The sequence below is a fragment of the Mesorhizobium sp. M8A.F.Ca.ET.207.01.1.1 genome, assembly GCF_004794715.1.
Lineage (GTDB): Bacteria > Pseudomonadota > Alphaproteobacteria > Rhizobiales > Rhizobiaceae > Mesorhizobium.
On sequence record NZ_SRUS01000008.1, the window covers coordinates 60,491 to 85,523 of the forward strand.

A 25,033-nucleotide genomic window follows, 5' to 3' on the forward strand; every position below is an offset into this window, starting at 1 on the left:
CTGCCATTTGATCCCCGCCGCATCCTTCGCAGGCAAGCGTGTTTCGCTCTTCGGGCTCGGCGGCTCGGGGATCGCCACGGCGCGCGCTCTGATCGAGGGCGGTGCGCAAGTGCTGGCCTGGGACGACAATCCCGACAGCGTCGCCAAGGCCGCCGCCACCGGCATCGCAACCGGCGACCTGCGTGGCGCTGACTGGGCTGGCTTTTCAGCTTTCGTGCTGTCGCCGGGCGTGCCGCTGACCCATCCCAAGCCCCACTGGACGGTGGAGCTCGCGCGTGGCGCCGGGGTTGAGGTCATCGGCGACATCGAGCTTTTCTGCCGGGAGAGGACACTCAGCGCTCCGGATGCTCCCTTCATCGCCATCACCGGCACCAACGGCAAGTCGACGACGACGGCGCTGACGGCGCATATCCTTCAAGCTTCCGGGCGCGACACGCAGATGGGCGGCAATATCGGCCGCGCCGTGATGACGCTCGATCCGCCGGCGCCCGACCGGCATTATGTGGTCGAATGCTCGTCCTACCAGATCGACCTTGCGCCCTCGATCAATCCGACGGCCGGCATCCTGCTCAACCTGACGCCCGACCATCTCGACCGCCACGGCACCATGCAGCACTACGCCTCGATCAAGGAGCGGCTGGTGGCGGGCAGCGAGACTGCGATCATCGGCATCGACGATTCCTGGTGCGCTCAGATTGCCGAGCGGCTGGAGCGGGCGGGGCGGCAGGTCATCCGTATTTCCAAGCGGCTGCCGCTGACCGACGGCTATTTCGCCGACGGCACCAACCTGATGGAAGCGGTGCATGGCCGCTACAGCCGTGTCGCCTTCCTCGAAGGCATCGGCTCGCTGCGCGGCCAGCACAATGCGCAGAACGCGCTGGCCGCCGTCGCCGCCTGCCTCAAGGTCGGTCTCGACCTCGGCGAGATCCAGTCGGGGCTCGAAAGCTTCCCGGGCCTCGCCCACCGCATGGAGCAGGTCGGCCGCAAGGACCATGTCCTGTTCGTCAACGATTCCAAGGCGACCAACGCCGATGCGGCTGCTCCCGCACTGTCCAGCTTCAGCCGCATCTACTGGATCGCCGGCGGTCTGCCCAAGGAGGGCGGCATCGAACCGTTGCGCGGCTTCTTCCCGCGCATCGCCAAGGCCTATCTGATCGGCGAGGCCGCCCCCGCCTTTTCGGCGACGCTGGGCGAGGCCGTGCCCTACGAAATCTCGGGCACGCTGGCGGCCGCGGTCGAGCATGCCGCGCATGACGCGGCCAAGGACGACAGCGGCGAGGCGGTGGTGCTGTTGTCGCCGGCCTGCGCCAGTTTCGACCAATTCAAGAATTTCGAGGTCCGCGGCGAAGCCTTCAGGCAAGCTGCGAGCGCTATAGATGGCGTCAAACCCATCGGAGGGGCACGATAATGCAGAGCCGTCTCGACAAAAGTCCGGTCGCAACCTGGTGGTGGACCATCGATCGCTGGTTCCTGGCGGCGTTCCTGTCGCTGATGGGGCTCGGCATCGTGTTGTCCTTCGCGGCAAGTCCCGCGGTCGCCGAACGCATCGGCCTCGACAGTTTCCATTTCGCCACCCGACAGATCATCTTCACCGTGCCCGCGCTCGGCGTGATGTTGGCGGTCTCCTTCCTCGATTCCAGAGAGATCCGGCGCATGTCGCTGATCATGCTGTGCCTCATGCTGGTGCTGATGGTGGCGGTGCTCTATGTCGGCGTCGAGGTGAAGGGCGCGCGGCGCTGGGTCTCGCTCGCAGGCCTCTCGATCCAGCCGTCGGAATTCCTCAAGCCGGCCTTCGTCATCATGTGCGCCTGGCTGTTCGCCGAACACAAACGCCAGCCCGACATTCCCGGCAATCTGTTCGCCATGCTGCTGCTGGTGCTGGTCGTGTCGCTGCTGGTGGCGCAGCCGGACCTCGGCCAGACCATGCTGACCACCGGCACCTGGGGCATCATGTTCTTCATGGCCGGGCTGCCGTGGCTGTGGATCATCGTGCTGGGCGCGGCCGGCGTTGGCGGCGTGTTCGCCGCCTATACGGTGTTTCCGCACGTCGCGTTGCGCATCGACAAGTTCCTTACCGGCGAAGGCGACACGTTCCAGGTCGACATGGGGCGTGACGCGCTGATCAATGGCGGCTGGTTCGGCGTCGGGCCGGGCGAGGGCACCGTCAAGCGGGTCATCCCCGACAGCCATGCCGACTTCGTCTTCTCGGTCGCGGGCGAGGAGTTCGGGCTGATCATGTGCTTCTTCATCATGTCGATCTTCGCCTTCATCGTGCTGCGCGGTCTCAACACGGCGCTGAAGGAGCATGACGACTTCACCCGTTATGCGGTCGGCGGCCTGGTCACCGTGTTCGGCCTGCAGGCCGTCATCAACATGTGCGTCAACCTGCAGCTGGTGCCGGCCAAGGGCATGACGCTGCCCTTCATCTCCTATGGCGGCTCCTCCCAGATCGCCATCGCCATCTCGATGGGGATGGTGCTGGCGCTGACGCGCAAGCGGCCGGAAAAGCGCAAGCAGATGGGCTTTGCGCTGCCGCAGCGCGCCATGCCGGCGGAGTGACATGGCCAGAGGCGTTATCCTTCTCGCGGCGGGCGGAACCGGCGGACATCTGTTTCCAGCCGAAGCGCTGGCGCATGAACTGATCGAGCGCGGCTGGGCGGTGCATCTGGCGACCGACACCCGCGCCGAGCGGTTTGCCGGCCATTTCCCGGCAGCCGCCGTTCACCCGATCCAGTCGGCGACGTTGGGCTCGAAAAATCCCTTCGCCCTGCTTGGCGCCTTCTGGAAAATCTGGAGCGGCGTGCGTCAGGCCTCCGCCGTCATCGGCAGGATCAAGCCGGAGGCCGTCGTGGGCTTTGGCGGCTATCCGACCCTGCCGCCGCTCTATGCGGCGACGCGGCGCAAGGTGCCGACGCTGATCCATGAGCAGAACGCGGTGATGGGGCGCGCCAACCGCGCGCTGGCCGGCCGCGTCGATGCGATCGCCGGCGGCTTCCTGCCGCAAGATGAGAGTGCGGCCGGCGCCAAGACGGTGACGACCGGCAATCCGGTCAGGCCAGCGGTGCTCGAAGCAGCCGGGACACCTTACGTGGCTTCAACCGGGGATGAGCCTTTCCGCCTGCTGGTGTTCGGCGGCAGCCAGGGCGCGCAATTCTTTTCCGATGCCATGCCGGGGGCAGTCGCGCTGCTTTCCGATGCACAGCGCAGACGCCTCGTCATTACCCAACAAGCTCGCGCGGACGACGTGGCGCGGGTGAAGGCGGCCTATGCCGCGCTCGGCGTCGCCGTCGAGGTCTCGCCGTTCTTTACCGACATGGCGGCGCGCATTGCGGCGGCGCATCTGGTGATCTCGCGCTCCGGCGCTTCCACCGTCTCGGAGATCGCCGTCATCGGCCGGCCGGCACTGCTGGTGCCCTATCCATTTGCGCTCGACCACGACCAGGCGGCCAATGCGGCGGCGCTTGCCACCGCCGGCGGCGGCGAAGTGCATGTGCAATCGTCACTTTCGCCCGAGCGCATCGCGGCACTGCTCGGCGCCCTGGTGGACCAACCGGAGCGGCTCGCGACGATGGCCGCCGCGGCCAAATCGGTCGGCAGGCCGGACGCGGCACGGTTGCTCGCCGATCTCACAGAGGCTATTGCGTCCCGCAAAACAGTATCGGATTTCAGGAAGGGGACGCACCCATGAAGATGCCGCAGACCATCGGCCTCGTGCATTTCATCGGCATTGGCGGCATCGGCATGAGCGGCATCGCCGAGGTGCTGCACAATCTCGGCTACAAGGTGCAAGGATCCGACCAGGCGGACAGCGCCAATGTGCAGCGGCTGCGCGACAAGGGCATCGAATGCTTCGTCGGCCACAAGGCCGAGAATCTCGGTGATGCCGAGGTCATCGTCGTCTCGACGGCGATCAAGAAGTCGAATCCGGAACTGAAGGCCGCGCGGGAGAAATTGCTACCCATTGTCCGCCGCGCCGAGATGCTGGCCGAGCTGATGCGTTTCCGCCAGGCTGTCGCCATCGGCGGCACGCATGGCAAGACGACGACGACCTCGATGGTGGCGACGCTGCTCGAAGCCGGTGGGCTCGACCCGACCGTCATCAATGGCGGCATCATCAATGCCTATGGCACCAATGCGCGCATGGGCGACGGCGAGTGGATGGTGGTCGAAGCCGACGAAAGCGACGGCACCTTCCTCAAGCTGCCTGCCGACATCGCCGTCGTCACCAACATCGATCCCGAGCATCTCGATCATTATGGCAACTTCGACAATGTGCGCGAAGCGTTCCGCCAGTTCGTCGAGAACGTACCTTTCTATGGTTTCGGCGTGATGTGCACCGATCACCCGGAAGTGCAGGCGCTGGTCGGGCGCATCGAGGACCGGCGCGTCATCACCTATGGCGAGAACGCTCAGGCCGACGTGCGCTTCACCAACCACCGCATGGCGGGAGCGACCTCGGAGTTCGACGTGATCATCCGCGACCGCAAGGGGCGCGGCCAGACGACGATAGCGGGCCTGCGCCTGCCGATGCCTGGCCGCCACAATGTGTCCAACGCGACGGCCGCGATCGCGGTCGCGCACGAACTCGGCCTGTCGGCCGAGGCAATCAAGAAGGGCCTGTCGTCCTTCGCCGGCGTCAAGCGCCGCTTCACCCATACCGGATCCTGGAACGGTGTCGACGTGTTCGACGACTACGGCCATCACCCGGTCGAAATCTCGGCGGTGCTGAAGGCGGCGCGCAGCGCGACCAATGGGCGTGTCATCGCCATTGCCCAGCCGCACCGCTTCACCCGGCTGCACGATCTGTTCAACGAGTTCTCCGCCTGTTTCAACGATGCCGACACGGTGATGGTGGCGCCGGTCTACGCCGCCGGCGAAGAGCCGATCGACGGCGTGACCTCGGACGCGCTGGTGTCGCGCATACGTGCCGGCGGCCATCGCGACGCGCGCTACATCGAGGGGCCGGCCGATATCGCGCCTGTCATCCGCGACATCGCCAAGCCCGGCGACTTCGTCGTCTTCCTGGGCGCCGGCAATATTACCCAATGGGCCTATGCGCTGCCGAAGGAGCTCGCCGCCTCATGATGAACGGCCAGGCCCTGATCGACAGACTTGGCGACCGGCTGGCCGGCCTGCGCGGCCGCATGACGCCGAATGCCGAGATGGACAAGATCACCTGGTTCCGGGCAGGCGGCCTTGCCGAGGCACTGTTCCAGCCGGCCGACGAGGAGGACCTCGCGGCGTTCCTCAAGGCGGTTCCCGAAGAGATCCCCCTGACGATTGTCGGTGTCGGCTCGAACCTTCTGGTCCGCGACGGCGGCATTCCGGGTTTCGTCGTCAGGCTTTCCGCCAAGGGCTTTGGCGAGGCCGAAGTCATTTCCCCGATCAGGATCAGGGCAGGCGCCGCCGCGCCCGACAAGCGTGTGGCGGCGGTGGCGCTCGAGGCCGGCATTGGCGGCTTCCATTTCTATCACGGCATTCCGGGCGCCGTCGGCGGCGCGCTCAGGATGAATGCCGGCGCCAATGGCGTCGAGACGCGCGAACGCGTCGTCGAGGTGCGGGCGCTCGACCGCAGGGGCAACGCCCTGACGCTGAGCAATGCCGAGATGGGCTATGCCTATCGCCATTCGGCGGCGCCCGCCGGGCTGATCTTCACCTCGGCCGTCTTCGAAGGCTTTGCCGAGGACAGGGCGGTGATCAAGACGGCGATGGACGCGGTGCAGAACCACCGCGAGACCGTGCAGCCGATCCGCGAGAAGACGGGCGGCTCGACCTTCAAGAATCCGGAAGGCACCTCGGCCTGGAAGGAAATCGACAAGGCGGGTTGCCGCGGCCTGATGATCGGCGGTGCGCAGATGTCGCCGATGCACTGCAACTTCATGATCAATACCGGAACCGCGACCGGCTACGACCTCGAATATCTCGGCGAGACGGTGCGCGCGCGGGTGCTCGAGCATTCGGGCATCCGGCTGCAGTGGGAGATCAAGCGCATCGGCAATTTCCGTTCCGGACATGCCGTGCAGGAGTTCCTGGGCCAGTTGCTTTAAGGCACAGCGGATTTGGCGAGTTGCTGGTCTGCCGGCCGGAGCCGCCCATCGTTCGAGCTATTGCAGGCCTTGGAGATTGGCAGATGTCTCTCCGACTTCGTCATCCACGGGCGGAGCAGGAGCGAAGCTCCGTCGCGGAGACCCGAGGATCCATTCCGTGACCTTGGCCGTGGAGTGCAGCGGAGCAGAATTCTGCACCGCCGTAACGCTTCGCGGTCGCGGCATGGATCCTATGGTCTGCGCCGCGTCGCTTCGCTCCTTGCTCCGCCATAGGATGACGAAGTGATTGGCGCTTCGGCTAATCGCCAAGGCATGCCGTCAATCAACGCAGGCTCAGTCGATCCGTCAGAACTCCTGTGCCGAGGAATTGGCTAGCCGCTGTTGAAGTTCACGTGATGCGTGAACTTCAACGGGATAGAAACGCCGTGAATGGTTGCCGCAAAGACTCAGCGAGACGGTTTTCGCATCCGTTTTCTCACAAAGTGAATCCCTCGGAATCATAAGCACTTGCCAGGGAATCAACTCTCTGATTCTCTGCCCTAAAGCGTTTCCTGATTTGAGTCGTTCGACGCGTTACCCGCGTTTTCCGTCTGGGGGGCAACCTGCCGGGAGACTCGGACTCAATGTTGCGGAAATCCTTGGGTTTTTAGTCCGCCGTGAGAGGGGATGACGGGGAATGAAGAACAAGCATGTGGCCGTATTGCTGGGAGGTTTCTCGTCCGAGCGGCCCGTGTCCCTGTCTTCTGGAAAGGCCTGTGCAGATGCGCTCGAGCAGGAAGGCTATCAGGTTACCCGTGTCGATGTCGGGCGCGACGTCGGTTCGGTGCTCGCCGAGCTCAAGCCCGATGTCGCCTTCAATGCGCTGCATGGGCCTTTTGGCGAGGATGGTACCATCCAGGGCATCCTCGAATATCTCGGCATTGCCTACACCCATTCCGGCGTGCTCGCCTCGGCGCTCGCCATGAACAAGGAGCAGGCGAAGAAGATCGTCAAATCGGTCGGCGTGCCTGTCGCCGAATCAAAGGTCGCCAATCGTTTCTCCATCCAGAACAAGCATCCGATGAAGCCGCCCTATGTGGTCAAGCCGGTCAGCGAAGGGTCGAGCTTCGGTGTCGTCATCGTCTCGGAGGGGCAGTCGCATCCGCCGCAGGTCATCGGGTCGTCCGAGTGGAAATATGGCGATACCGTCATGGTCGAGCGCTACATCCATGGGCGCGAACTGACCTGCGCCGTCATGGGAGACGTGGCGCTCGGCGTCTGCGAGATCATCCCGACGGGCCATTCCTTCTACGACTATGATTCAAAATATGTCGCGGGCGGATCAAAACACGAATGCCCCGCAAAAGTTTCACCGAATATTTACCAAAAAATACAGACACTGGCGCTCAAGGCTCACCAAGCTGTCGGCTGTCGGGGCGTTTCCCGGTCGGACTTCCGTTATGACGATCGTCACTCCGAAAATGGCGAGGTTGTATGGCTCGAGGTCAATACTCAGCCGGGCATGACGCCGACGTCTCTGGTGCCTGAAATTGCCGCCCATGCCGGGCATTCGTTTGGTGAACTGTTGAGTTGGATGGTGGAGGACGCTTCGTGTCTGCGTTGAAATGGGGACAGGGCAAGGTGAGGGGCGCGGCCGGGCCGTCGCTGTTCGGCCTGCCATTGTCGTTGGACCATTTCGTTCTGCCGCGCGTGCTTCGCCGCCCGATGCGCATCCTGACGCGCCTGGGTGATGGTGAATTTCAGGCGCCGCGCTTCTCCGCCGCGATCATGTCGTCGGTGCTGCTGGCTTCGAGCGGGGCCTATGGCGCCTATCTTGGCGGTCATGCCGACGGCATCATTCAAAGCATCACCGCCCGCACCGGCTTCGCAGTCGATCAGGTCAAGGTGGTCGGCAACCGTCAGACTTCCGAGATCGACATTCTCGACCGGCTCGAGCTCGATGGCTGGACGTCGCTGATCGGCTTCGATGCCGAGGCCGCGCGGGAGCGCATCGCTACCTTGCCGTGGATCGAGATTGCCGCGGTGCGCAAGGTCTATCCGCACACGCTGGAAGTGCGCGTCGAGGAGCGCGAAGCCTTCGCGCTCTGGCAGCAGGGCGATGATCTCTCCGTCATCGAAAAGGATGGCGCCGTCATCGCGCCGTTCTCGGGCGGCAAGCAGGTGCTCCTGCCGCTGTTGATCGGCACCGGCGCGCCGGCCAAGGCGCCTGATTTCCTGGCCAAGATCGAGCAATATCCCGACCTCGCCAGCCGCATCAAAGGCTATGTCCGCGTCGGCGAGCGGCGCTGGGACCTCAAGTTGGACAACGGCATCACCGTCAAGCTGCCCGAAGACGACGAGGACCAGGCGCTCGCCGAACTCGTCAAGATGGACCATGACAAGGGGCTGTTGTCGCGCGATATCGCCGCTGTCGACATGCGCCTAACAGACCGGCTGGTCGTGGAGCTGACGCCGCAGGCGGCGACGCAGCGCGAGGCCGCGCTCAACGAGAAGCCGAAAACCCTCAAGCGCAAGCCGGAGACGAAGATATGAGCTGGCTTGGCGGTTCTGGCGATGCCTCGTCGCGCCGGTCCGGCACCCTGACGGTGCTGGATGTCGGCTCGAACAAGGTCTGTTGCATGGTGGCCAAGCTGAAGCCGAACGATGATGGCAAGCTTCTGCGCGGCCGCTCGCACCGGATCCAGGTGATCGGCATCGGTCATCAGAAATCGCAAGGCGTGAAGTCGGGCGTCGTCGTCGATCTCGACCGCGCCGAGCATGCCATTCGCCTCTCCGTCGACGCCGCCGAGCGCATGGCCGGGCTGACGGTCGATTCGCTGATCGTCAACATGACCGCCGGACGACTGAAGAGCGAAGCCTTTTCGGCCACCATCAACCTCGGCGGCCACGAGGCCGACGAAGCCGATATCAAGCGCGTGCTCGGCGCCGGCGCCAAGCAGGCGCTGAAGGCCGAACGCGAGGTGATCCACTCGCTGCCCGTCGGCTTCTCGCTCGATGCGGAGCGCGGCGTGCGCGATCCGCGCGGCATGGTGGGCGATGCGCTTGGCGTCGACATGCATGTGCTGACCGGTGATGCGGCGCCGATGCGCAATCTGGAGCTCTCCATCAACCGTTCGCACCTGTCGGTCGAGCGCATGGTGGCGACGCCCTATGCCAGCGGGCTGGCGGCACTCGTCGACGACGAGCTCGAACTCGGAGCCGCCTGCATCGACATGGGCGGCGGCACGACGACGATCTCGGTGTTTTCGGAAGGCAAGTTCGTCCATGGCGACGCCATCGCCATCGGTGGCAATCATGTGACGCTCGACATGGCCAAGGGGCTTTCGACGTCGCTCGATGCCGCCGAGCGGCTGAAGGTGATGCACGGCTCGGCGCTGCCGGGCAGCGCCGACGACCGCGATCTGGTCTCGATCCAGCCGATCGGCGACGATGGCGACGTGCCGCTGCAGATCCCGCGTTCGGTGATGACGCGCATCGTGCGCGCCCGCATCGACGAGACGCTCGAACTCCTGCGCGACCGGCTCAACAAATCCGGCTACGGCAATGCGGTCGGCAAGCGCGTCGTGCTCACCGGCGGCGCCAGCCAACTGGCCGGCCTGCCCGAGGCGGCACGCCGCATCCTGGGGCGCAATGTGCGCATCGGCCGCCCGCTCGGCGTGGCGGGCCTGCCAGAAGCAGCGAAAGGCCCGGCTTTCTCGGCCGCAGTCGGGCTTCTGATCTATCCGCAGATGGCGAGCTTCGAGAGCCATCCGGCGAAAGGTATTTCCGGTCTCAGGATGACCGGAACGGGCGGAAAACTGCATCGCATGAGTCAGTGGTTGAGAGACAGTTTCTAATTGACGGGGACAGCCCCATAGGCGGCCGCGGCGGCGAAGCGGCGTGAAAGGCAAAGGACGGAGACAATGACCATCAATCTGCAGAAGCCGGACATCACCGAGCTTAAGCCGCGCATCACCGTGTTCGGTGTTGGCGGCGGCGGCGGCAATGCCGTGAACAACATGATCACCGCCGGACTGCGCGGTGTCGAGTTCGTCGTGGCCAACACCGACGCGCAGGCGCTGACCATGTCGAAGGCCTCGCGCCTGATCCAGCTTGGCGCGCATGTCACCGAGGGGCTCGGTGCCGGATCGCAGCCGGAAGTCGGCCGCGCGGCGGCGGAAGAGTGCATCGACGAGATCCTCGACCATCTCACCAACACCCATATGTGCTTCGTTACCGCCGGCATGGGCGGCGGCACCGGTACGGGTGCTGCTCCGGTGGTTGCCCGCGCAGCCCGCGAGAAGGGCATCCTCACCGTCGGCGTCGTCACCAAGCCGTTCCACTTCGAAGGCCAGCGCCGCATGAAGACGGCCGACTTCGGCATCGAGGAGTTGCAGAAGTGCGTCGATACGCTGATCGTCATCCCCAACCAGAACCTGTTCCGGCTGGCCAATGACAAGACCACCTTCGCCGACGCCTTCGCGATGGCCGACCAGGTGCTCTACTCCGGCGTTGCCTGCATCACCGACCTGATGGTCAAGGAAGGCCTGATCAACCTCGACTTCGCCGACGTGCGTTCGGTGATGCGCGAGATGGGCAAGGCGATGATGGGCACCGGCGAGGCTTCGGGCGAAGGCCGTGCGATGGCCGCGGCGGAAGCCGCGATCGCCAACCCGCTGCTCGACGAAACCTCGATGAAGGGCGCCAAGGGCTTGCTGATCTCGATCACCGGCGGCCGCGACCTGACCCTTTTCGAAGTCGACGAGGCGGCGACCCGCATCCGCGAAGAAGTCGACCAGGACGCCAACATCATCCTGGGCGCCACTTTCGACGAGGAACTCGAGGGCGTCATCCGCGTCTCGGTGGTCGCGACCGGCATCGACAAGTCGGCCGCTGAAATCGCCGCCGCGCCGATCTCGATCCGCACGGCGCCGCCGAAGCCTGCCCCCCGGCCGGCCGTCGCCGCGGTGGAAAGCCGCCCGGCCCCGGTCCAGCAGACGGTGTATGAGCCGCGCGCCGCCGATCCGGTTGCCGAAGCCATCCAGTTGGCCGAAGCGAACGCCGCTGCCATGGCGCAGGCTCGTCCGGCACCGGTCGCCCATGCGGACGATTTCCGCCCGCAGAGCAAGATCTTCCAGGCGCCGCCCGCGCAACCGATGCCTCAGCCTGTTGTCCAGCAGATGATGCAGCCGGCTCCGCAGCCGCGCGAAATGCTGCGTGAGGTCCAGCAGCCGGTGGCGATGGCGCCGCAGCGCATGCCGCGCGTCGAGGATTTTCCGCCGGTCGTGAAGGCGGAGGTCGACGCCAAGAGCCGTCCCGCCGACCATGAGAACAGCGGCCCGATGGGTCTCCTGAAGCGCCTGACCAATGGCCTGACCCGCCGCGAAGAGGAGCCTGCACGGCTGCAGCCGGCGCAGCCGCGCGAGCCCAAGCTGCGCCAGGCCGCACCGGAAGTGCGCCGCCTCGCCAGCCAGGACGCCCAGCTCTACGCGCCGCGCCGCGGCCAGCTGGACGACCAGGGCCGTCTGACGCCGCAGGTGAGGGCGACTCAGGACGATGATCAGCTGGAGATTCCGGCGTTCCTGCGCCGCCAGGCCAACTGACCGGTTAACGGATTGTAACAATTGTTAACAGGCAGGCAAGAAATTGCTTGCCTGTTAACGTTTAAAGGCTTGCATAATCAATTGGTTATCGTGTCGTAGATGTTCCAGTTCGCGGTTACAAAGAGTAAGAAACCGTGATTTGGAGTCTCCCTGCCGGGACATTATCTTCGCTGCCTACCATGGTCGGTATGCGGGGATTTCGGGGGAAGTAGCCCTGCCTGCCGATTTAACAAGAGCCGCGCCCTCGGGCTGGAGAAGCGGACCTAGGCATTACGGGCTTATGGGGATTGTCTTGCACGACCACCAGACGACAGTGAAGACGCGCGCGTCGCTTACAGGCACCGGCGTTCACAGCGGCAAAGAAGTTTCCATCAGTTTCCTGCCCGCGGATGCCGATACCGGCATCGTGTTCCAGCTTCTCAATGGCGACGGGCAGGGCCGTGAGTTCCGCGCCCTGTTTTCCGAGATCGGCGCCACCGACCTTTGCACCATGCTTGGCGATCCCTCGGGCGAGCACATCGCCACGGTCGAGCATATCATGGCCGCCCTGTTCGGGCTCGGCATCGACAATGTCATCATCGAGATCGACGGCCACGAGGTCCCAATCCTCGACGGCAGTGCCATGGCGTTCGTCGAAGCCATCGACCAGGCCGGCATCGAGGTGTTGGCCGTCAAGCGCCGCTATATCAGGGTGGTCAAGCCGATCCGCATCGAGAACGGCGCCTCCTGGGCCGAGTTCAGGCCCTATGACGGCACCCGCTTCGAGGTCGAGATCGATTTCGAAAGCCCGGCGATCGGCCGCCAGCTGTTCGCATCGGACATCAATGCCGATATTTTCCGCCGCGACATCGCCCGCGCCCGCACCTTCGGCTTCATGAAGGACGTCGAACGGCTGTGGGCCGCCGGCTATGCGCTGGGATCCTCGCTCGAGAACTCGCTGGTGATCGGTGACGACAACCGCGTCATCAATATGGGTGGCCTGCGCTACCCCAACGAATTCGTGCGCCACAAGACGCTCGACGCCATGGGCGACCTGGCGCTGGCCGGCGCGCGCTTCATCGGCTGTTTCCGCTCCTATCGCGGCGGCCACCGGCTGAACGCCGCCGCGCTGCGGCGCCTGCTGTCGGACCGCACGGCCTTCGAGATCGTCGAGACGACACGCCGCGAGCGTGGCCGGGCCGCCGAGATGAACGCCGTCAACGCGCCGCTCTATGCGCCATGGATGATCTGATTTTCTTAATCTTTTTCGCATTGCATGGCGGTATGGGTGTTGCATGAATGCATCATCCATCAGCGAAATTGCATAGATTTTCGCGCTGCGGTCCGTCGCCACAAAAATGTGCGATTGGCTGGACATAGCGTTGCCGGGCAAGGCGGTTATGGTTTATGGCTGCTGCCGTCGATTAATGCATGTCGCCTAGAAGTGGGGACCATTTTTGGGACAACAGCATGCAAGAGGCACTAAAATAACGCCGAAAGGGCGCAATCCAATCATGTTCTTCAAGCGAGTCGGTCAATCGAAAGCGCCGCAGCGGTCTGTCTTCCTGGCGCTTTCGGTGGTTGTTCCATCGCTCTTTCTGTCGGCCTGCATGTCGTCGGAGAAAGATATCGACCTTTCGACCTATGTCGACCAGACCGAGCCGGCCGACGTTCTCTACAATCAGGGCCTCGCAAACATGAATGCGGGACGCCTGGACGAGGCGAGCAAGAAGTTCGACGCCGTCGACCGCCAGCATCCCTATTCGGAATGGGCCCGCAAATCGATGGTGATGGGCGCGTTTGCCGACTATCGGAAGGGCAGCTACGAGGACGCGATCCAGTCGGCAAAGCGGTACCTGGCCCTCTATCCGTCCACGGATGACGCACCCTATGCCCAGTACATCATCGGTCTCAGCTACTATCGCCAGATCAAGGACGTGACGCAGGACCAGAAGGAAGCACGCCAGACCGTGCAGACGATGCAAGACCTGGTGACGCGCTGGCCGACGTCGGAATATGTCGACGACGCCAAGGAAAAGATCCGCTTCGCCAACGACCAGCTCGCCGGCAAGGAAATGCAGATCGGCCGTTATTATCTGGAGCGCCGCGAGTACATCGCCGCCGTCAAGCGCTTCCGCACCGTGGTCGAAAACTATTCCAACACCCGCCATGTCGAGGAAGCGCTCGCCCGCCTCACCGAAAGCTATTACGCGTTGGGCTTGACCTCGGAGGCCCAGACGGCGGCCGCGGTCCTCGGCACCAACTATCCCGACAGCTCGTGGTACAAGGATTCCTATAAGCTGCTGCAGAGCAACGGTCTGGCGCCACGCGAAAATGCCGGATCGTGGATATCCAAGGCCGGGAAGCTGATCACCGGCGCCTGACCGCGGAGCTCCGAGCGAAGCGCGCAGTGTGCTTTTTCGGATTGATCCGAAGCTCAAACAAAAAGATAGTGCGGCGCTGCGACTCCAACTGTCGGGTGCCGCCTTAAATCTTTTGTTTTCGTGCCTGTCGTTATCCCGAAACCGGGTCCACTTCTGGGCGGCATGCAATAGGTCCGGTTTCTCATGCTTTCCAGACTGTCGATCCGAGATATCGTCCTGATCGAAAAGCTGGACATCGACTTCCAGCCGGGTCTCTCCGTGCTGACCGGCGAAACCGGCGCCGGCAAATCCATCCTGCTCGATGCCCTGTCGCTGGCGCTCGGCGCGCGCGGCGATGCCTCGTTGGTGCGCCATGGCGCGTCGCAGGGCCAGGTCATTGCCGTGTTCGATGTTCCGCGCAACCATCCGGTGCGCGCGCTGCTTGCCGAAAACGCCATCGAGGATGACGGCGACGTCATCCTGCGCCGCGTGCAGACGGCGGACGGCCGTACCCGTGTGTTCGTCAACGACCAGCCGTCCAGCGTGACGCTGATGCGCGATGTCGGCCGCGCACTGGTCGAGATCCATGGCCAGCATGACGAACGCGCTTTGGTCGATCCGGGCGCGCACCGCGATGTGCTCGATGCTTTCGGCGGCCATCTCGGCGCCGTCCGCGCGACAGGCGAGGCATGGCGGCACTGGCGCGCCTGCGAGCAGGAGTTGACGCGCCATCGCGCCAAGGTGGCGGCCGCCGCCCGGGAGGCCGACTATCTGCGCGCCGCGGTCGCCGAACTGACCAAGCTCGATCCGCAGCCCGGTGAGGAAACCGAACTTGCCGAGCTGCGCGCCCACATGATGCGCGCCGAGAAGATCGCCTCCGAAATCCACGACGCGCAGGATGTGCTTTCGGGCCCGTCCTCGCCCTTGCCGCTACTGGCCAGCCTGCTGAGGCGGCTGCAGCGCAAGGCGACGGAGGCGCCCGGGCTGCTCGAGGACGTGGTCAAGTCGCTGGATGAAGCGATGTTGTCGCTCGACGCGGCGCAATCGGGCGTCGAGGCGGCGCTTCGCGCCACCGAATATGACCCGCAACGGTTGGAGAAGGCCGAGGAGCGGCTGTTTTCGCTGCGCGCGGCCTCGCGCAAGCACAGCGTCGCCGTCGACGATCTGGCGCAATTGCGCGACACGATGGTTGCCGATCTAGCCGACCTCGATGCCGGCGAGGAGCGCCTGCACGGACTGGAAAAGCAGGCCGCCGCCGCGCGCGAAACCTACGACATCGCTGCCGCACAGCTGTCCTCGCTTCGCCATGCCGCGGCGGTCGGCCTGACCAAGGCGGTGATGGCCGAATTGCCGGCGCTGAAGCTCGAACGCGCGGCCTTCATCGTCGAGATGAAGAGCGAGGCCGAGAGCCGCATGGAGGAGGGCATCGACCAGATCGAGTTCTGGGTGCGCACCAATCCTGGCACGCGGCCCGGCCCGATGATGAAAGTCGCCTCGGGTGGCGAGCTGTCACGCTTCTTGCTGGCGCTGAAAGTGGCGCTTGCCGATCGCGGTTCGGCGCCGACACTGGTTTTCGACGAAATCGACACCGGCGTGGGCGGCGCGGTGGCCGACGCCATCGGCCAGCGGCTGGCGCGGCTGTCGAAGCGTGTCCAGGTGCTTTCCGTCACCCATGCTCCGCAAGTGGCGGCGCGCGCGGCAACACATTTCCTGATCTCCAAATCGGGCAGCACCGACCGTGTCGCGACCGGAATTGCCGAGATGGACAGGACGGCGCGGCAGGAGGAGATCGCCCGCATGCTGGCCGGCGCCACTATCACCGACGAGGCGCGCGCCGCCGCCGAGCGGCTGCTGCGCGAGAATACAAACGCGGCATGAGACTATCGGGCGTCATGGGGCGAGTCAGGATATGGCTCCATCCTGCTGTTCAGGAATGATCTTTTCCGAAAACCGGTTCCCACCTTTCAAGATCATGCTCTATTGTGGCGCGCCACCGTTCAGGGACAAAAAGCATGGCCGAAAAACCCGTCGATTCGCTCAGCGAAAGCGAGGCTGAAGCCGAACTCCAGCGCCTTGCCGAAGAGATCGCCGGTCACGACCGGCGCTACCATGCCGAGGACGCGCCTACGATCACGGACGCGGAGTATGACGCGTTGCGACGGCGCAATCTTGCCATCGAGGAGCGCTTTCCCGGGTTGGTGCGTGAGGATTCGCCCTCGCTCAGGGTTGGTGCCGCACCGGCGGAAGGCTTCACCAAGGTGCGCCACGCCGTGCCGATGCTCAGCCTCGCCAAGGCCTATACCGACGAAGACGTCACCGATTTCATCGACCGTGGCCGGCGCTTCTTTGACCGCGACAAGGACCTCGACATCGCTTTCACCGCCGAGCCGAAGATCGACGGGCTGTCGGCTTCGCTGCGTTACGAAAAGGGCGTCTTCGTGCAAGGTGCGACGCGCGGCGATGGTGCGGTCGGCGAGGACATCACCGCCAATTTGAGGACCATCGCCGACATTCCCGCGAAGCTCAAAGGATCAGGCTGGCCTGAAATCATCGAGATCCGTGGCGAAGTCTATATGACCTATGCCGAATTCGAGGCGCTCAAGGCGCGCTCGGCGGCTGTCGGCGGCCAGGATTACGTCAATCCGCGCAATACGGCGGCCGGATCGCTGCGGCAGAAGGATCCCTCCGTCACCGCCAGCCGCAACCTCAAATTCTTCGCCTATGCATGGGGTTATACTACGGCCGATCCGGCGCCGACACAGTACGAATCAGTGCAGAAATTCGCCGATTGGGGTTTCAAGATCAGCCCACTGATGGTGCGGGCCAAATCGGTCGAGGAACTGGTCGCGCACTATCATCGGATCGAGGAGCAGCGCTCGTCGCTTGGCTATGACATAGACGGCGTCGTCTACAAGGTCGACCAGCTGGAGCTGCAGCGCCGCTGGGGTTTCGTCACCGGTGAGCCGCGCTGGGCCGTCGCGCACAAATTCCCGGCCGAACAGGCGATGACGACCGTGCAGAAGATCGACATCCAGGTCGGCCGAACCGGCACGCTGGCGCCGGTCGCGCGGCTTGCGCCGGTGACCGTCGGCGGCGTCGTGGTGGAAAACGTCACGCTGCACAATGAGGATTATATTAAGGGCCTGGACAGCACCGGCCAGCCGATCCGCGACGGCATCGACGTGCGCATCGGCGACACCGTCGTGATCCAGCGGGCAGGGGATGTCATTCCGCAGATCGTCAGTGTCGTCATCGACAAGCGTCCGCCCGATGCCGTGCCATACGAATTCCCGCACACCTGCCCGATCTGCGGCTCGCCGGCGACGCGCGAGATCAACGAGAAGACCGGCAAGGAGGATTCGCGCCGCCGCTGCACCGGCGAACTGATCTGCCCGGCGCAGGCCGTGGAAGGGCTGCGCCATTTCGTGTCGCGCGGCGCCCTGGATATTGAAGGCCTGGGCGCGGAGAATATCGACACGTTCTTCAATGCCGGGTTGATCAAGACAGCCGCCGACATCTTCACGCTGAGGGAGCGCCGCCCTGCCGTGACCAAGGCGCTGGCCGTGCGGCGCGAGGAGCAGGCCAGGCAGCGCGAAGCGGCGTCCGGCAAGACGCGCAAGAATGTGCGCAGCGTCGAGGACCGCAACTATGAAGGCCTCGACAAATTGTTTGCGGCAATCGATTCGCGCCGTGAGCCCGAACTCGACCGCTTCATCTTCGCGCTCGGCATCCGCCATATCGGCGAAACCACGGCCGCGGTGCTTGCGCGAACCTTCTCGACCATCGAGGAGCTTATCCGAGTCGGCAAGGAGACTGCGGCGGCGCAGAATCCGCATGCGGTCTTCCCATCGATCAACGGCATTGGCGATACGGTGATCGATGCGCTTCGCGATTTCTTCGGCAACGAGCGCAATGACGACGTGCTCGAGAAGCTGCTGCAGCAGGTCAAGCCGAAGCCATATATCGTCACCGTCTCGGCCGACAGCGAAGTCGCCGGCAAGACGATCGTCTTTACCGGTTCGCTGGAAAAGATGACACGCTCGGAAGCCAAGGCGATGGCCGAGCGTCTCGGCGCCAAGGTGGCCGGCTCGGTTTCGGCCAAGACCGATCTGCTGGTGGCCGGTCCTGGCGCCGGTTCCAAGCTCAAGCTTGCCAGCGAACTCGGCGTCGAAGTCATCGATGAGGACACCTGGCTGCAGCGGGTCGGCAAATCGTGACGGACGGGGCATTCAAAGGGTTCGGCCCAAAGGCCATTCCGTTCCTGAAGGCATTGGATTTCCACCAGAGTCGCGAGTGGTTCCTGGAAAACCGCGACCTGTTCGAAAAGGAATTGCGCGACCCACTGGGGGATCTCGTCGAGACGCTTACTCTGCGTTTTGCGCAGGCTGGCCTCGGCCTGCGTGGCGATCGCAAGAAGTCGCTGTTCCGCATCAACCGCGACGTGCGCTTCGCCAAGGACAAACGACCCTATAACCGGCATCTGTCAGCTATCCTGTCGCCGGACGGCACCAAGATGGAGCAGGGTGTGTTCTTCGTCCATATCGGGCTCGAGCGCTGCTTTGCCGGCGTCGCCTGGTGGCAGCCGGCGCCGGAACTGCTGACGGCCATGCGCAAGGCCATTGCAAGCCATCCCGATACGTTTCGCGCCGTGGTGGCGGCGCTGGGGAAAAATGGCCTCGAACTCGATGCCGAAGGCGGCATGAAACGCACGCCGCGCGGCTTCGAACACGTCGCCGACAAAGATCTTGTCGCCGCCATCCGCAACCGGCACTTCGCCGTTCGCCACGCAATCGATCCGGCTGCTATCCACGGGCCGGGACTGGTCGAGGAACTGGTCGATTTCGCCATGCGCGCCAAGCCGTTGCTCGACTGGGGCAGGGCGATCGAGGGCACGGCGCCGGGAAGCTAATGCATGTCGCCCGGAAATGTTCTCGGTTTCGAGACAACGACATGCATAAAATCATAAGCTTACAGGAGGTCGGCGAATCCAATTCGCCGCGACATACTGTAGCCCAGCGCTGTGATTGCGGCGCTACATCCGCATCAAAAGACCGCCGTCGACGGCCAGTTCAATTCCAGTGACGTAACTTGCCTCGTCGGAGAGCAGGAAAAGTGCTGCGTTGGCCATGTCTTGCGGCGTGCCGATGCGGCCGAGCGGCGTGTAGCTGGCGACGGCGGCGCGCTTCTCCTCGGTGTCCCAGCGCGCCTGCAATGGCGTCAGCGCCATGCCCGGGCAGATGGCGTTCGACCGGATGCGATCGCCGGCCAGTTGCATGGCGAGCGACTTGGAGAGCGCGCAGACGCCGGCCTTCGAGGCCTGGTAGGCATCCTGCGGGGTCGGATCGCCGCGATACCACTGGATGGTCGAGAAATGCACCATGGCGCCGCCGCGGCCGCCCGCGCGCATATGTGGCACGACCGCCCGCGCCGTGTGCACGAAGGATTTCAGGTTGATGTTGAAGACCTGGTCCCAGACGTCGAGGTCCATCTCCAGGGCCGACTTGTCGCGGCCGAACCAGAGCACGCCGGCGACATTGGCAAGATAGTCGATGCCGCCGCGCTCACGGCCCGCAGCATTGATGGTCTGTTCGACAAAGGCGGCATCGGTGAGATCGCCCTGCGCGAAAATGAGCCTGTCGTCATAGGCGGCGAGCGATGCCGGGCGTGGCTTGATGTCGATGGCGGTGACGGAAGCGCCGGCATCGAGCAGCGCCAGGGTAATCGCCTCGCCCATGCCGCCGCCAGCCCCGGTGACGACCGCATGCCTGCCGGTGAAATTATAAACGATCATCCGCAACCCCTTTTTTCGCCAATCTGCAATCACCGGACAATAGCGTGCCTTTACGCGGAACTGCAGAGCCATTGTGATCTCGCGTCGATATGACGGAGCGCGGGCCAAATTCCGGCGTGAAAGGCTTGCCGATGATTTCCGCTGATCGTTTGGCTCAAGCGAATTCGTGTGACAAGGCTGGGCATGCCCCCTACATACCGCGACTCCTCATGGAGTGGCCGATGGCGACGGACGTGATTTCAGAGAGCGGCGCGAAAAGCGATTTCTGGCAAGGGGTTAGGCTCTCCATGCCTGTTGTGGTGGCTTCGGCGCCGTTCGCGGTGCTGTTCGGCGCGCTCGCCGTCGACAATGGGTTTTCGGTCCTTGAAGCCTTCCTGATGAGCGCGCTGGTCTATGGCGGCGCCAGCCAGATGGTCGGCATCCAGCTGTTTGGCCAGCATGTCGCGCCATGGTTGGTCGTGCTTTCGATCTTCGCCGTCAACTTCCGCCACGTGCTCTATTCCGCCGGCATCGGCCGGCGCATCGCGCACTGGCCTGTCATCAGCCAAGCACTCGGCTATTTCATCCTCACCGATCCGCAATTCGCGGTCGCCGAGGCACGCGCGCAATCCGGCCAGAATGTGGGCTTCGCCTGGTATCTGGGGCTTGGCCTGCCGGTCTATCTGTTCTGGATCGTCGAAAGCGCGCTCGGTGCGCTGTTCGGCAAGCTCATTCCCGATACGCATGCGCTGGGCATCGATTTCCTGCTGCCGATCTATTTCCTCGGCCTGGTGATGGGCTTCCGCAAGCGGCCGCTGTGGCTGCCGGTGGTCGTCGCCAGTGCCTGCGCGTCCATCATTGCCTACAAGACGGTGGGTTCGCCCTGGCACGTCTCCATCGGCGCCATCGCCGGCGTGCTGCTGGCTGTCATCCTGCCGCCGCACCATAGCGGCGTGGAGACAAGGCCATGAGCACGACATTCTGGATCATCATCGCCGGCGCGATCGCCACCTATCTCACGCGCATCGGCGGGCATCTGGTCATCTCCCGCTTCGACCACATCCATCCGCGCGTCGAGGCGGGCCTCAACGCGGTGCCGGCGGCAGTGCTGACGACGCTGGTGGCGCCGGAACTGCTGAATGCCGGACCGGCGGAGTGGGCAGCGCTGGTTGTCACGGCGGCGGTTTCGTTGCGTGGCGGGTTGATGGCGATGTTTTTGGCGGGTGCTGCGGTGTTGATCGTGGCACGGCAGTTCGTGGGATAAGAAGCCCTGCCGGCGCTATTGCTTCGAAGGTTTGCGCCGCCCCTCATTGCCCTGCCGGGCATTTCTTCCCGTATAGTGACGGGGAGAAAGACGCCCTCGATGATGGTCTCGCCAATCGCCGGCGCCGCAGAAAAAAGCGGCGAGGGTGCAATCAGCCCCTTCTCCCCGTCACTATACGGGGAGAAGATGCCGGCAGGCAGATGAGGGGCAGCGCCAGCCTTCCAAAGCTGAATGTCCGACGACTCAAATCTTCGCGTCGTGCGGCAGTGGTGCCGTCGCCTTTTCCAGCCAGGCCAGTGTTTCGCCGTCGAGCATCGGCCCGATCTCGGCCACGACGCGGGCGTGGTAGGCGTCGAGCCAGTGCAGTTCGTCACGGGTCAGCAAGTCCGATCGCACCAGCCTGACGTCGATCGGCGCCAGCGTCAGCGTCTCGAAAGCGTGCATGGCGATGTCGCCGCCCTCGATCTGTTCGGCCGGCGTCACCAGGATGAGGTTCTCGATGCGGATGCCGTAGGCGCCTTCCTTGTAATAGCCGGGCTCGTTGGACAGCATCATGCCTTCGAGCAGCTTTTCGGTGCCGGTGCGGGCGATGCGCTGCGGACCCTCATGCACGGCAAGATAGGAGCCGACGCCATGGCCGGTGCCATGGGCGAAGTCGCAGCCATGCTTCCACAGCGCCATGCGGGCGACGGCGTCGATCTCGGAGCCGCGCGTGCCGGCGGGGAAGCGCAGCGTGGAAATGCCGATCATGCCTTTCAGCACCAGCGTGAAGCGCTCGCGCATCTCTTGCGTCGGCTCACCGATCGGCACGGTGCGGGTGATGTCGGTGGTGCCGTCCTGGTATTGCGCGCCGGAATCGAGCAGAAACAGCTCTCCGGCCTCAAGCTTGCGGCTGGTGGCGCGCGAGACGCGGTAATGCATGATGGCGCCGTTCGGGCCGGCGCCGGAAATGGTGTCGAAGGAGACATCGCGCAGCGGCATCTGAGTTTCCTCGCCGGTTTGCCGGCGTGTTTCTTCGAGCCTGGTGACGACCGCTATCTCATCGAGCGAGCCGGGCTTCTGCCGGTCGAGCCAGCACAAAAGCTTGGCCACCGCCGCGCCGTCGCGGCGATGCGCGGCGCGCGAGCCGTTGATCTCGGCCTGGTTTTTGGTGGCGCGTGGGATGCGGGCAGGGTCGGGCGCGGCAATCACCGTGCCGCCATTGTCCTCGACCAGCATGCGCAGCCGGTCGGCCGCCAGCACCGGATCGAGCGCGATTTTCGCGCCGCTTTTGGCAAGTGCTGCGATCGCGGCTTCGAATTCGCCGGGCTCATGCGGATCGGCAAGCTGGGTGAGGTAGGCGGCGACCTGGCGCGAGAACTTGCGGCTGTCCATGAACAGCTGGTGCGCCCCGTCGGCGGCGAGGATGGCGAAGCCGAGCGCCAGCGGCGTGTGCGGCACGTCGCCGCCACGGATGTTGAAGGCCCAGGCGATGGAGGAGGGGTCGGTCAGCACCGCATGGGTAGCGCCTTCCTTGCCGATCGCCGTCGCCAGCCGCGCCAGCTTGTCCTTGGCGAGCTCGCCGGCAAAGCCGATCGGGTGCAGCTCGACCGGGGTCACGGGTGCGCCGGGCTGATCCTTCCAGATGATGTCGATCGGGTTCCTGTCGAGCGGCACGAGCACCGCGCCGATCTTGTCGGCGGAGGCCTGCAGCGCCTTGACCTCGCCGATCGTGTGCAGCCAGGGATCGAAGCCCAGCCGCGCCCCTTTGCCCAGGTGATCCCTGAGCCAGACGGCAGGCGGGTTGTCGACGAGGCTTTCGATCGAGAAGATGCCGAGGTCGACTTCGCCCCGCACCTGCAGCGTGTAGCGCCCGTCGACAAAGACAAAGGCACGGTCGCGCAGCACGATGGCGACACCGGCCGAGCCGCTGAAGCCGGTCAGCCATTTCAGCCGTGCAGATCGATCGGCCACGTATTCGCCCTGGTGCTCGTCGGCGCGCGGAACGATGAAGCCATCGAGGCCATTGTCGCTGAGCCATTGGCGCAGCAGCGCCACGCGCGGCTTGCCGACCGCCGGGTCGCCCGCGGAATCGAAGGTCTGGAACATGGTGGGCCTCCTTGGTATCCGCGCGACCGTAACCTATGGGCCTGGAAAAGCGGAATCGATTTCCAGCTGGCGCAAACTGCTACAGCGACTGCCGGGTGACAACCAAATGAGACTGGTCCAGCCATGGCGTGAAAGGGGACGGCGCCGGCATTCTCTCGGTGATGCCGCCTTGCCAACACGCATCAAGTTCTAGGAATTAACCTACGAGGATCGGCAACCGGCTTGCCGGCCTCAATGCTTGAGGTGGATCGTCACCCAGCCCTCGCGGTGCAAGGTACTGATATGGCGAAAGTTCTGGCCGACATAGGCCGAGATCACCGCGTCACGCTGACGGTCGAGGATGCCCGACAGCACGATCGAGCCGCCAAGCGCGATATGACCGGCCATTTGCGGCGCCAGCCGCATAAGCGGCCGCGCCAATATGTTGGCGACGATGAGGTCGAAGGGCGCTCGCCTGGCAAAGATCGGGTGGTGAAAGCCCGGCGCGGTCACCGTCTCGATCAGGCCCTTGACGTGGTTCAGCCGCGCATTGGCGGCGGCGACCCTGACCGCCACCGGATCGATGTCGGTGGCCAGCACCGGAATATGCGCCAGCTTGGCGACGGCGATCGCCAGCACCGCGCTGCCGGTGCCAAGGTCGAGCGCGTTGCGCGGGTGCTCGCGCCGCACGACCTTCTCCAGCATTTCGAGGCATCCGGCGGTGGTGCCGTGATGGCCGGTGCCGAAGGCAAGGCCCGCCTCGATCTCGATGGCGAGTTCGCCACTGTGGCGCTTCCTTTTGTCATGCGCGCCGTGGACGAAGAAACGGCCGGCGCGCACCGGCTTCAGGCCTTCCAGCGACCGTGCCACCCAGTCGATGTCGGGCAGCGCCTCGCGCTCGACAGGTCTCGACAAAGCGAGGCCGGCGAGAATGTCCTTCAGCCGCGCCTCGACCGCGTCGATGTCGCCATCGGCGTAGAGCGAGACCTCGTGGATGTCGGCGTCTTCGTCGACCTCCAGCACGGCGATCGGCAAGCCTTCATCCTCGAAAGCCGTTTCGAGCGCCGCGAAGATGCGACCAGCCTCGATCTTTCCGGTGGTGAAGTGGAGCCGCGTCTGGGTCATGTGAATTTATGTTCCTCCAGGCTTGATCTTGTCCGAAAACCGGTTCCACTTTCCGGGATCAAACTCTAACCCTTCGCGGCGAGGCGCTTCAGCTTCTCCACGGCGGTGCTGGCGTTCTCGCCATAGGCGATCGTGCCGGCGAAGTCGCCCTTGGCGTTGAGCAGCAGCACAGAGGCGGTGTGGTCCATCGTGTAGTCGCCATCGCCGGTGTCGACCTTTTTCCAGTAGATGCCGAACGACTTGGCCATGGCGTGGACCTTGTCCGGGTCGCCGGTGATGCCGGTGATGCGGTCGGAGAAATTGCTGACATAGGCGTTCATCACCTGCGGCGTGTCGCGCTCCGGGTCGACCGAGACGAAATAGGCGTGCAGGCTCTTGCCGTCGTCGCCGAGCGTCTTCAGCCAGCCGGAGAGTTCGAACAGCGTGGTCGGGCAGACTTCGGGGCAATGGGTGAAGCCGAAGAAGACGACGCTGGGCTGTCCGCGGAAGGCGGCCTCGGTGATCGGGGCGCCTTTCTGGTCGACAAGGGTGAAGGGCGCGCCGAACGGTTCGCCGCCATAGTGGCCGCGATACCAGTCGAAGGTCAGCCAGCCGATGCCGGCGGCCATCAGAACGAGAATGCCGACCAGGATAGAACGCATCATCAGAAATGTCCGTCTGTAACGTCATGGGGCGCCGGCCAAACCATGCGCGCGTTGTTCGGCCACAGTCTTAGCGGTTCGGCCCCGCGCAGGCAAAGTGCCGCGTTGCCGCAACCGTTGTGGTGTTGACCCATCTGCTTGCAAAGCCGCACAGTCTGCACCACCTGAGACCGGCAACTCGAACCGAGGAGGCTT

Annotated in this window: 20 protein-coding genes; 16 read left to right on the forward strand and 4 right to left on the reverse strand. The window is 64.3% G+C overall.

Annotation, left to right across the window (positions count from 1 at the left end):
- Positions 1–7 precede the first annotated feature (7 nt).
- The 14 genes from murD to EN850_RS23160 all read left to right on the forward strand — a co-directional run bounded on the left by murD (position 8) and on the right by EN850_RS23160 (position 18,880).
- Positions 8–1,408 (forward strand): UDP-N-acetylmuramoyl-L-alanine--D-glutamate ligase, encoded by a 1,401-nt coding sequence (murD, locus tag EN850_RS23095; protein WP_135866372.1) that lies wholly within the window; start codon positions 8–10, stop codon positions 1,406–1,408.
- Positions 1,408–2,559 carry a putative lipid II flippase FtsW gene (ftsW, locus tag EN850_RS23100; protein WP_127275791.1) on the forward strand — a complete coding sequence of 384 codons (1,152 nt, stop codon included), beginning with the start codon at positions 1,408–1,410 and terminating at the stop codon, positions 2,557–2,559. The genes murD and ftsW overlap by 1 nt, the downstream gene beginning before the upstream one ends.
- A 1-nt stretch (position 2,560) precedes the next feature.
- Positions 2,561–3,688, forward strand: coding sequence for an undecaprenyldiphospho-muramoylpentapeptide beta-N-acetylglucosaminyltransferase (gene murG, locus EN850_RS23105; protein ID WP_136092324.1), 1,128 nt, complete (start codon positions 2,561–2,563; stop codon positions 3,686–3,688).
- Entirely contained in the window at positions 3,685–5,085 is a 1,401-nt protein-coding gene (gene murC / locus EN850_RS23110; RefSeq protein ID WP_127871689.1) for a UDP-N-acetylmuramate--L-alanine ligase, read from the forward strand. Before murG ends, murC begins: the two co-directional genes overlap by 4 nt.
- Entirely contained in the window at positions 5,082–6,047 is a 966-nt protein-coding gene (gene murB, locus EN850_RS23115; protein ID WP_136092325.1) for a UDP-N-acetylmuramate dehydrogenase, read from the forward strand. The genes murC and murB overlap by 4 nt, the downstream gene beginning before the upstream one ends.
- 676 nt (positions 6,048–6,723) lie before the next feature.
- Positions 6,724–7,650: a D-alanine--D-alanine ligase gene (locus EN850_RS23120; RefSeq protein ID WP_127280468.1), complete on the forward strand. Its 927-nt coding sequence runs from the start codon at positions 6,724–6,726 to the stop codon at positions 7,648–7,650.
- Entirely contained in the window at positions 7,638–8,579 is a 942-nt protein-coding gene (locus EN850_RS23125; protein ID WP_136092326.1) for a cell division protein FtsQ/DivIB, read from the forward strand. The genes EN850_RS23120 and EN850_RS23125 overlap by 13 nt, the downstream gene beginning before the upstream one ends.
- Positions 8,576–9,883, forward strand: a complete 1,308-nt coding sequence (ftsA, locus tag EN850_RS23130; RefSeq protein ID WP_010910249.1) for a cell division protein FtsA — start codon at positions 8,576–8,578, stop codon at positions 9,881–9,883. The genes EN850_RS23125 and ftsA overlap by 4 nt, the downstream gene beginning before the upstream one ends.
- Positions 9,884–9,949: 66 nt before the next feature.
- Positions 9,950–11,629 (forward strand): cell division protein FtsZ, encoded by a 1,680-nt coding sequence (gene ftsZ, locus EN850_RS23135; RefSeq protein WP_136092327.1) that lies wholly within the window; start codon positions 9,950–9,952, stop codon positions 11,627–11,629.
- 280 nt (positions 11,630–11,909) lie between these two features.
- The gene (gene lpxC / locus EN850_RS23140; protein ID WP_136092328.1) at positions 11,910–12,860 is read left to right on the forward strand and encodes a UDP-3-O-acyl-N-acetylglucosamine deacetylase; all 951 of its coding nucleotides are present in this window, start codon (positions 11,910–11,912) and stop codon (positions 12,858–12,860) included.
- A gap of 262 nt (positions 12,861–13,122) precedes the next feature.
- Positions 13,123–13,992 carry an outer membrane protein assembly factor BamD gene (locus EN850_RS23145; protein ID WP_127279708.1) on the forward strand — a complete coding sequence of 290 codons (870 nt, stop codon included), beginning with the start codon at positions 13,123–13,125 and terminating at the stop codon, positions 13,990–13,992.
- A 183-nt stretch (positions 13,993–14,175) separates the two neighbouring features.
- Positions 14,176–15,849 (forward strand): DNA repair protein RecN, encoded by a 1,674-nt coding sequence (recN, locus tag EN850_RS23150; RefSeq protein ID WP_136092329.1) that lies wholly within the window; start codon positions 14,176–14,178, stop codon positions 15,847–15,849.
- A gap of 134 nt (positions 15,850–15,983) precedes the next feature.
- Positions 15,984–18,188 (forward strand): NAD-dependent DNA ligase LigA, encoded by a 2,205-nt coding sequence (gene ligA / locus EN850_RS23155; protein ID WP_136092330.1) that lies wholly within the window; start codon positions 15,984–15,986, stop codon positions 18,186–18,188.
- Entirely contained in the window at positions 18,185–18,880 is a 696-nt protein-coding gene (locus EN850_RS23160; RefSeq protein ID WP_136092331.1) for a TIGR02453 family protein, read from the forward strand. Before ligA ends, EN850_RS23160 begins: the two co-directional genes overlap by 4 nt.
- A 123-nt stretch (positions 18,881–19,003) precedes the next feature.
- On the opposite strand, the gene EN850_RS23165 is transcribed toward EN850_RS23160, so the two are convergent.
- A complete protein-coding gene (locus EN850_RS23165) occupies positions 19,004–19,762 on the reverse strand; it encodes an SDR family oxidoreductase (protein WP_136092332.1) in 759 nt (252 codons plus the stop codon).
- 221 nt (positions 19,763–19,983) lie between these two features.
- Between EN850_RS23165 and EN850_RS23170 the strand changes: the two genes are divergently transcribed.
- Together EN850_RS23170 and EN850_RS23175 are read left to right on the forward strand one after the other, a co-directional pair.
- On the forward strand, positions 19,984–20,712 hold the full coding sequence (locus EN850_RS23170) for an AzlC family ABC transporter permease (RefSeq protein ID WP_136092333.1): 729 nt from the start codon (positions 19,984–19,986) through the stop codon (positions 20,710–20,712).
- Positions 20,709–21,005: an AzlD family protein gene (locus tag EN850_RS23175; RefSeq protein WP_136092334.1), complete on the forward strand. Its 297-nt coding sequence runs from the start codon at positions 20,709–20,711 to the stop codon at positions 21,003–21,005. The genes EN850_RS23170 and EN850_RS23175 overlap by 4 nt, the downstream gene beginning before the upstream one ends.
- 243 nt (positions 21,006–21,248) lie before the next feature.
- On the opposite strand, the gene EN850_RS23185 is transcribed toward EN850_RS23175, so the two are convergent.
- From EN850_RS23185 to EN850_RS23195, 3 genes are all read right to left on the reverse strand, one after another.
- Positions 21,249–23,093 carry an aminopeptidase P family protein gene (locus tag EN850_RS23185; RefSeq protein WP_136092335.1) on the reverse strand — a complete coding sequence of 615 codons (1,845 nt, stop codon included), beginning with the start codon at positions 23,091–23,093 and terminating at the stop codon, positions 21,249–21,251.
- 231 nt (positions 23,094–23,324) lie between these two features.
- The gene (locus tag EN850_RS23190; RefSeq protein ID WP_136092336.1) at positions 23,325–24,197 is read right to left on the reverse strand and encodes a 50S ribosomal protein L11 methyltransferase; all 873 of its coding nucleotides are present in this window, start codon (positions 24,195–24,197) and stop codon (positions 23,325–23,327) included.
- 65 nt (positions 24,198–24,262) lie between these two features.
- Positions 24,263–24,841 carry an SCO family protein gene (locus tag EN850_RS23195; protein ID WP_136092337.1) on the reverse strand — a complete coding sequence of 193 codons (579 nt, stop codon included), beginning with the start codon at positions 24,839–24,841 and terminating at the stop codon, positions 24,263–24,265.
- Positions 24,842–25,033: the final 192 nt, after the last annotated feature.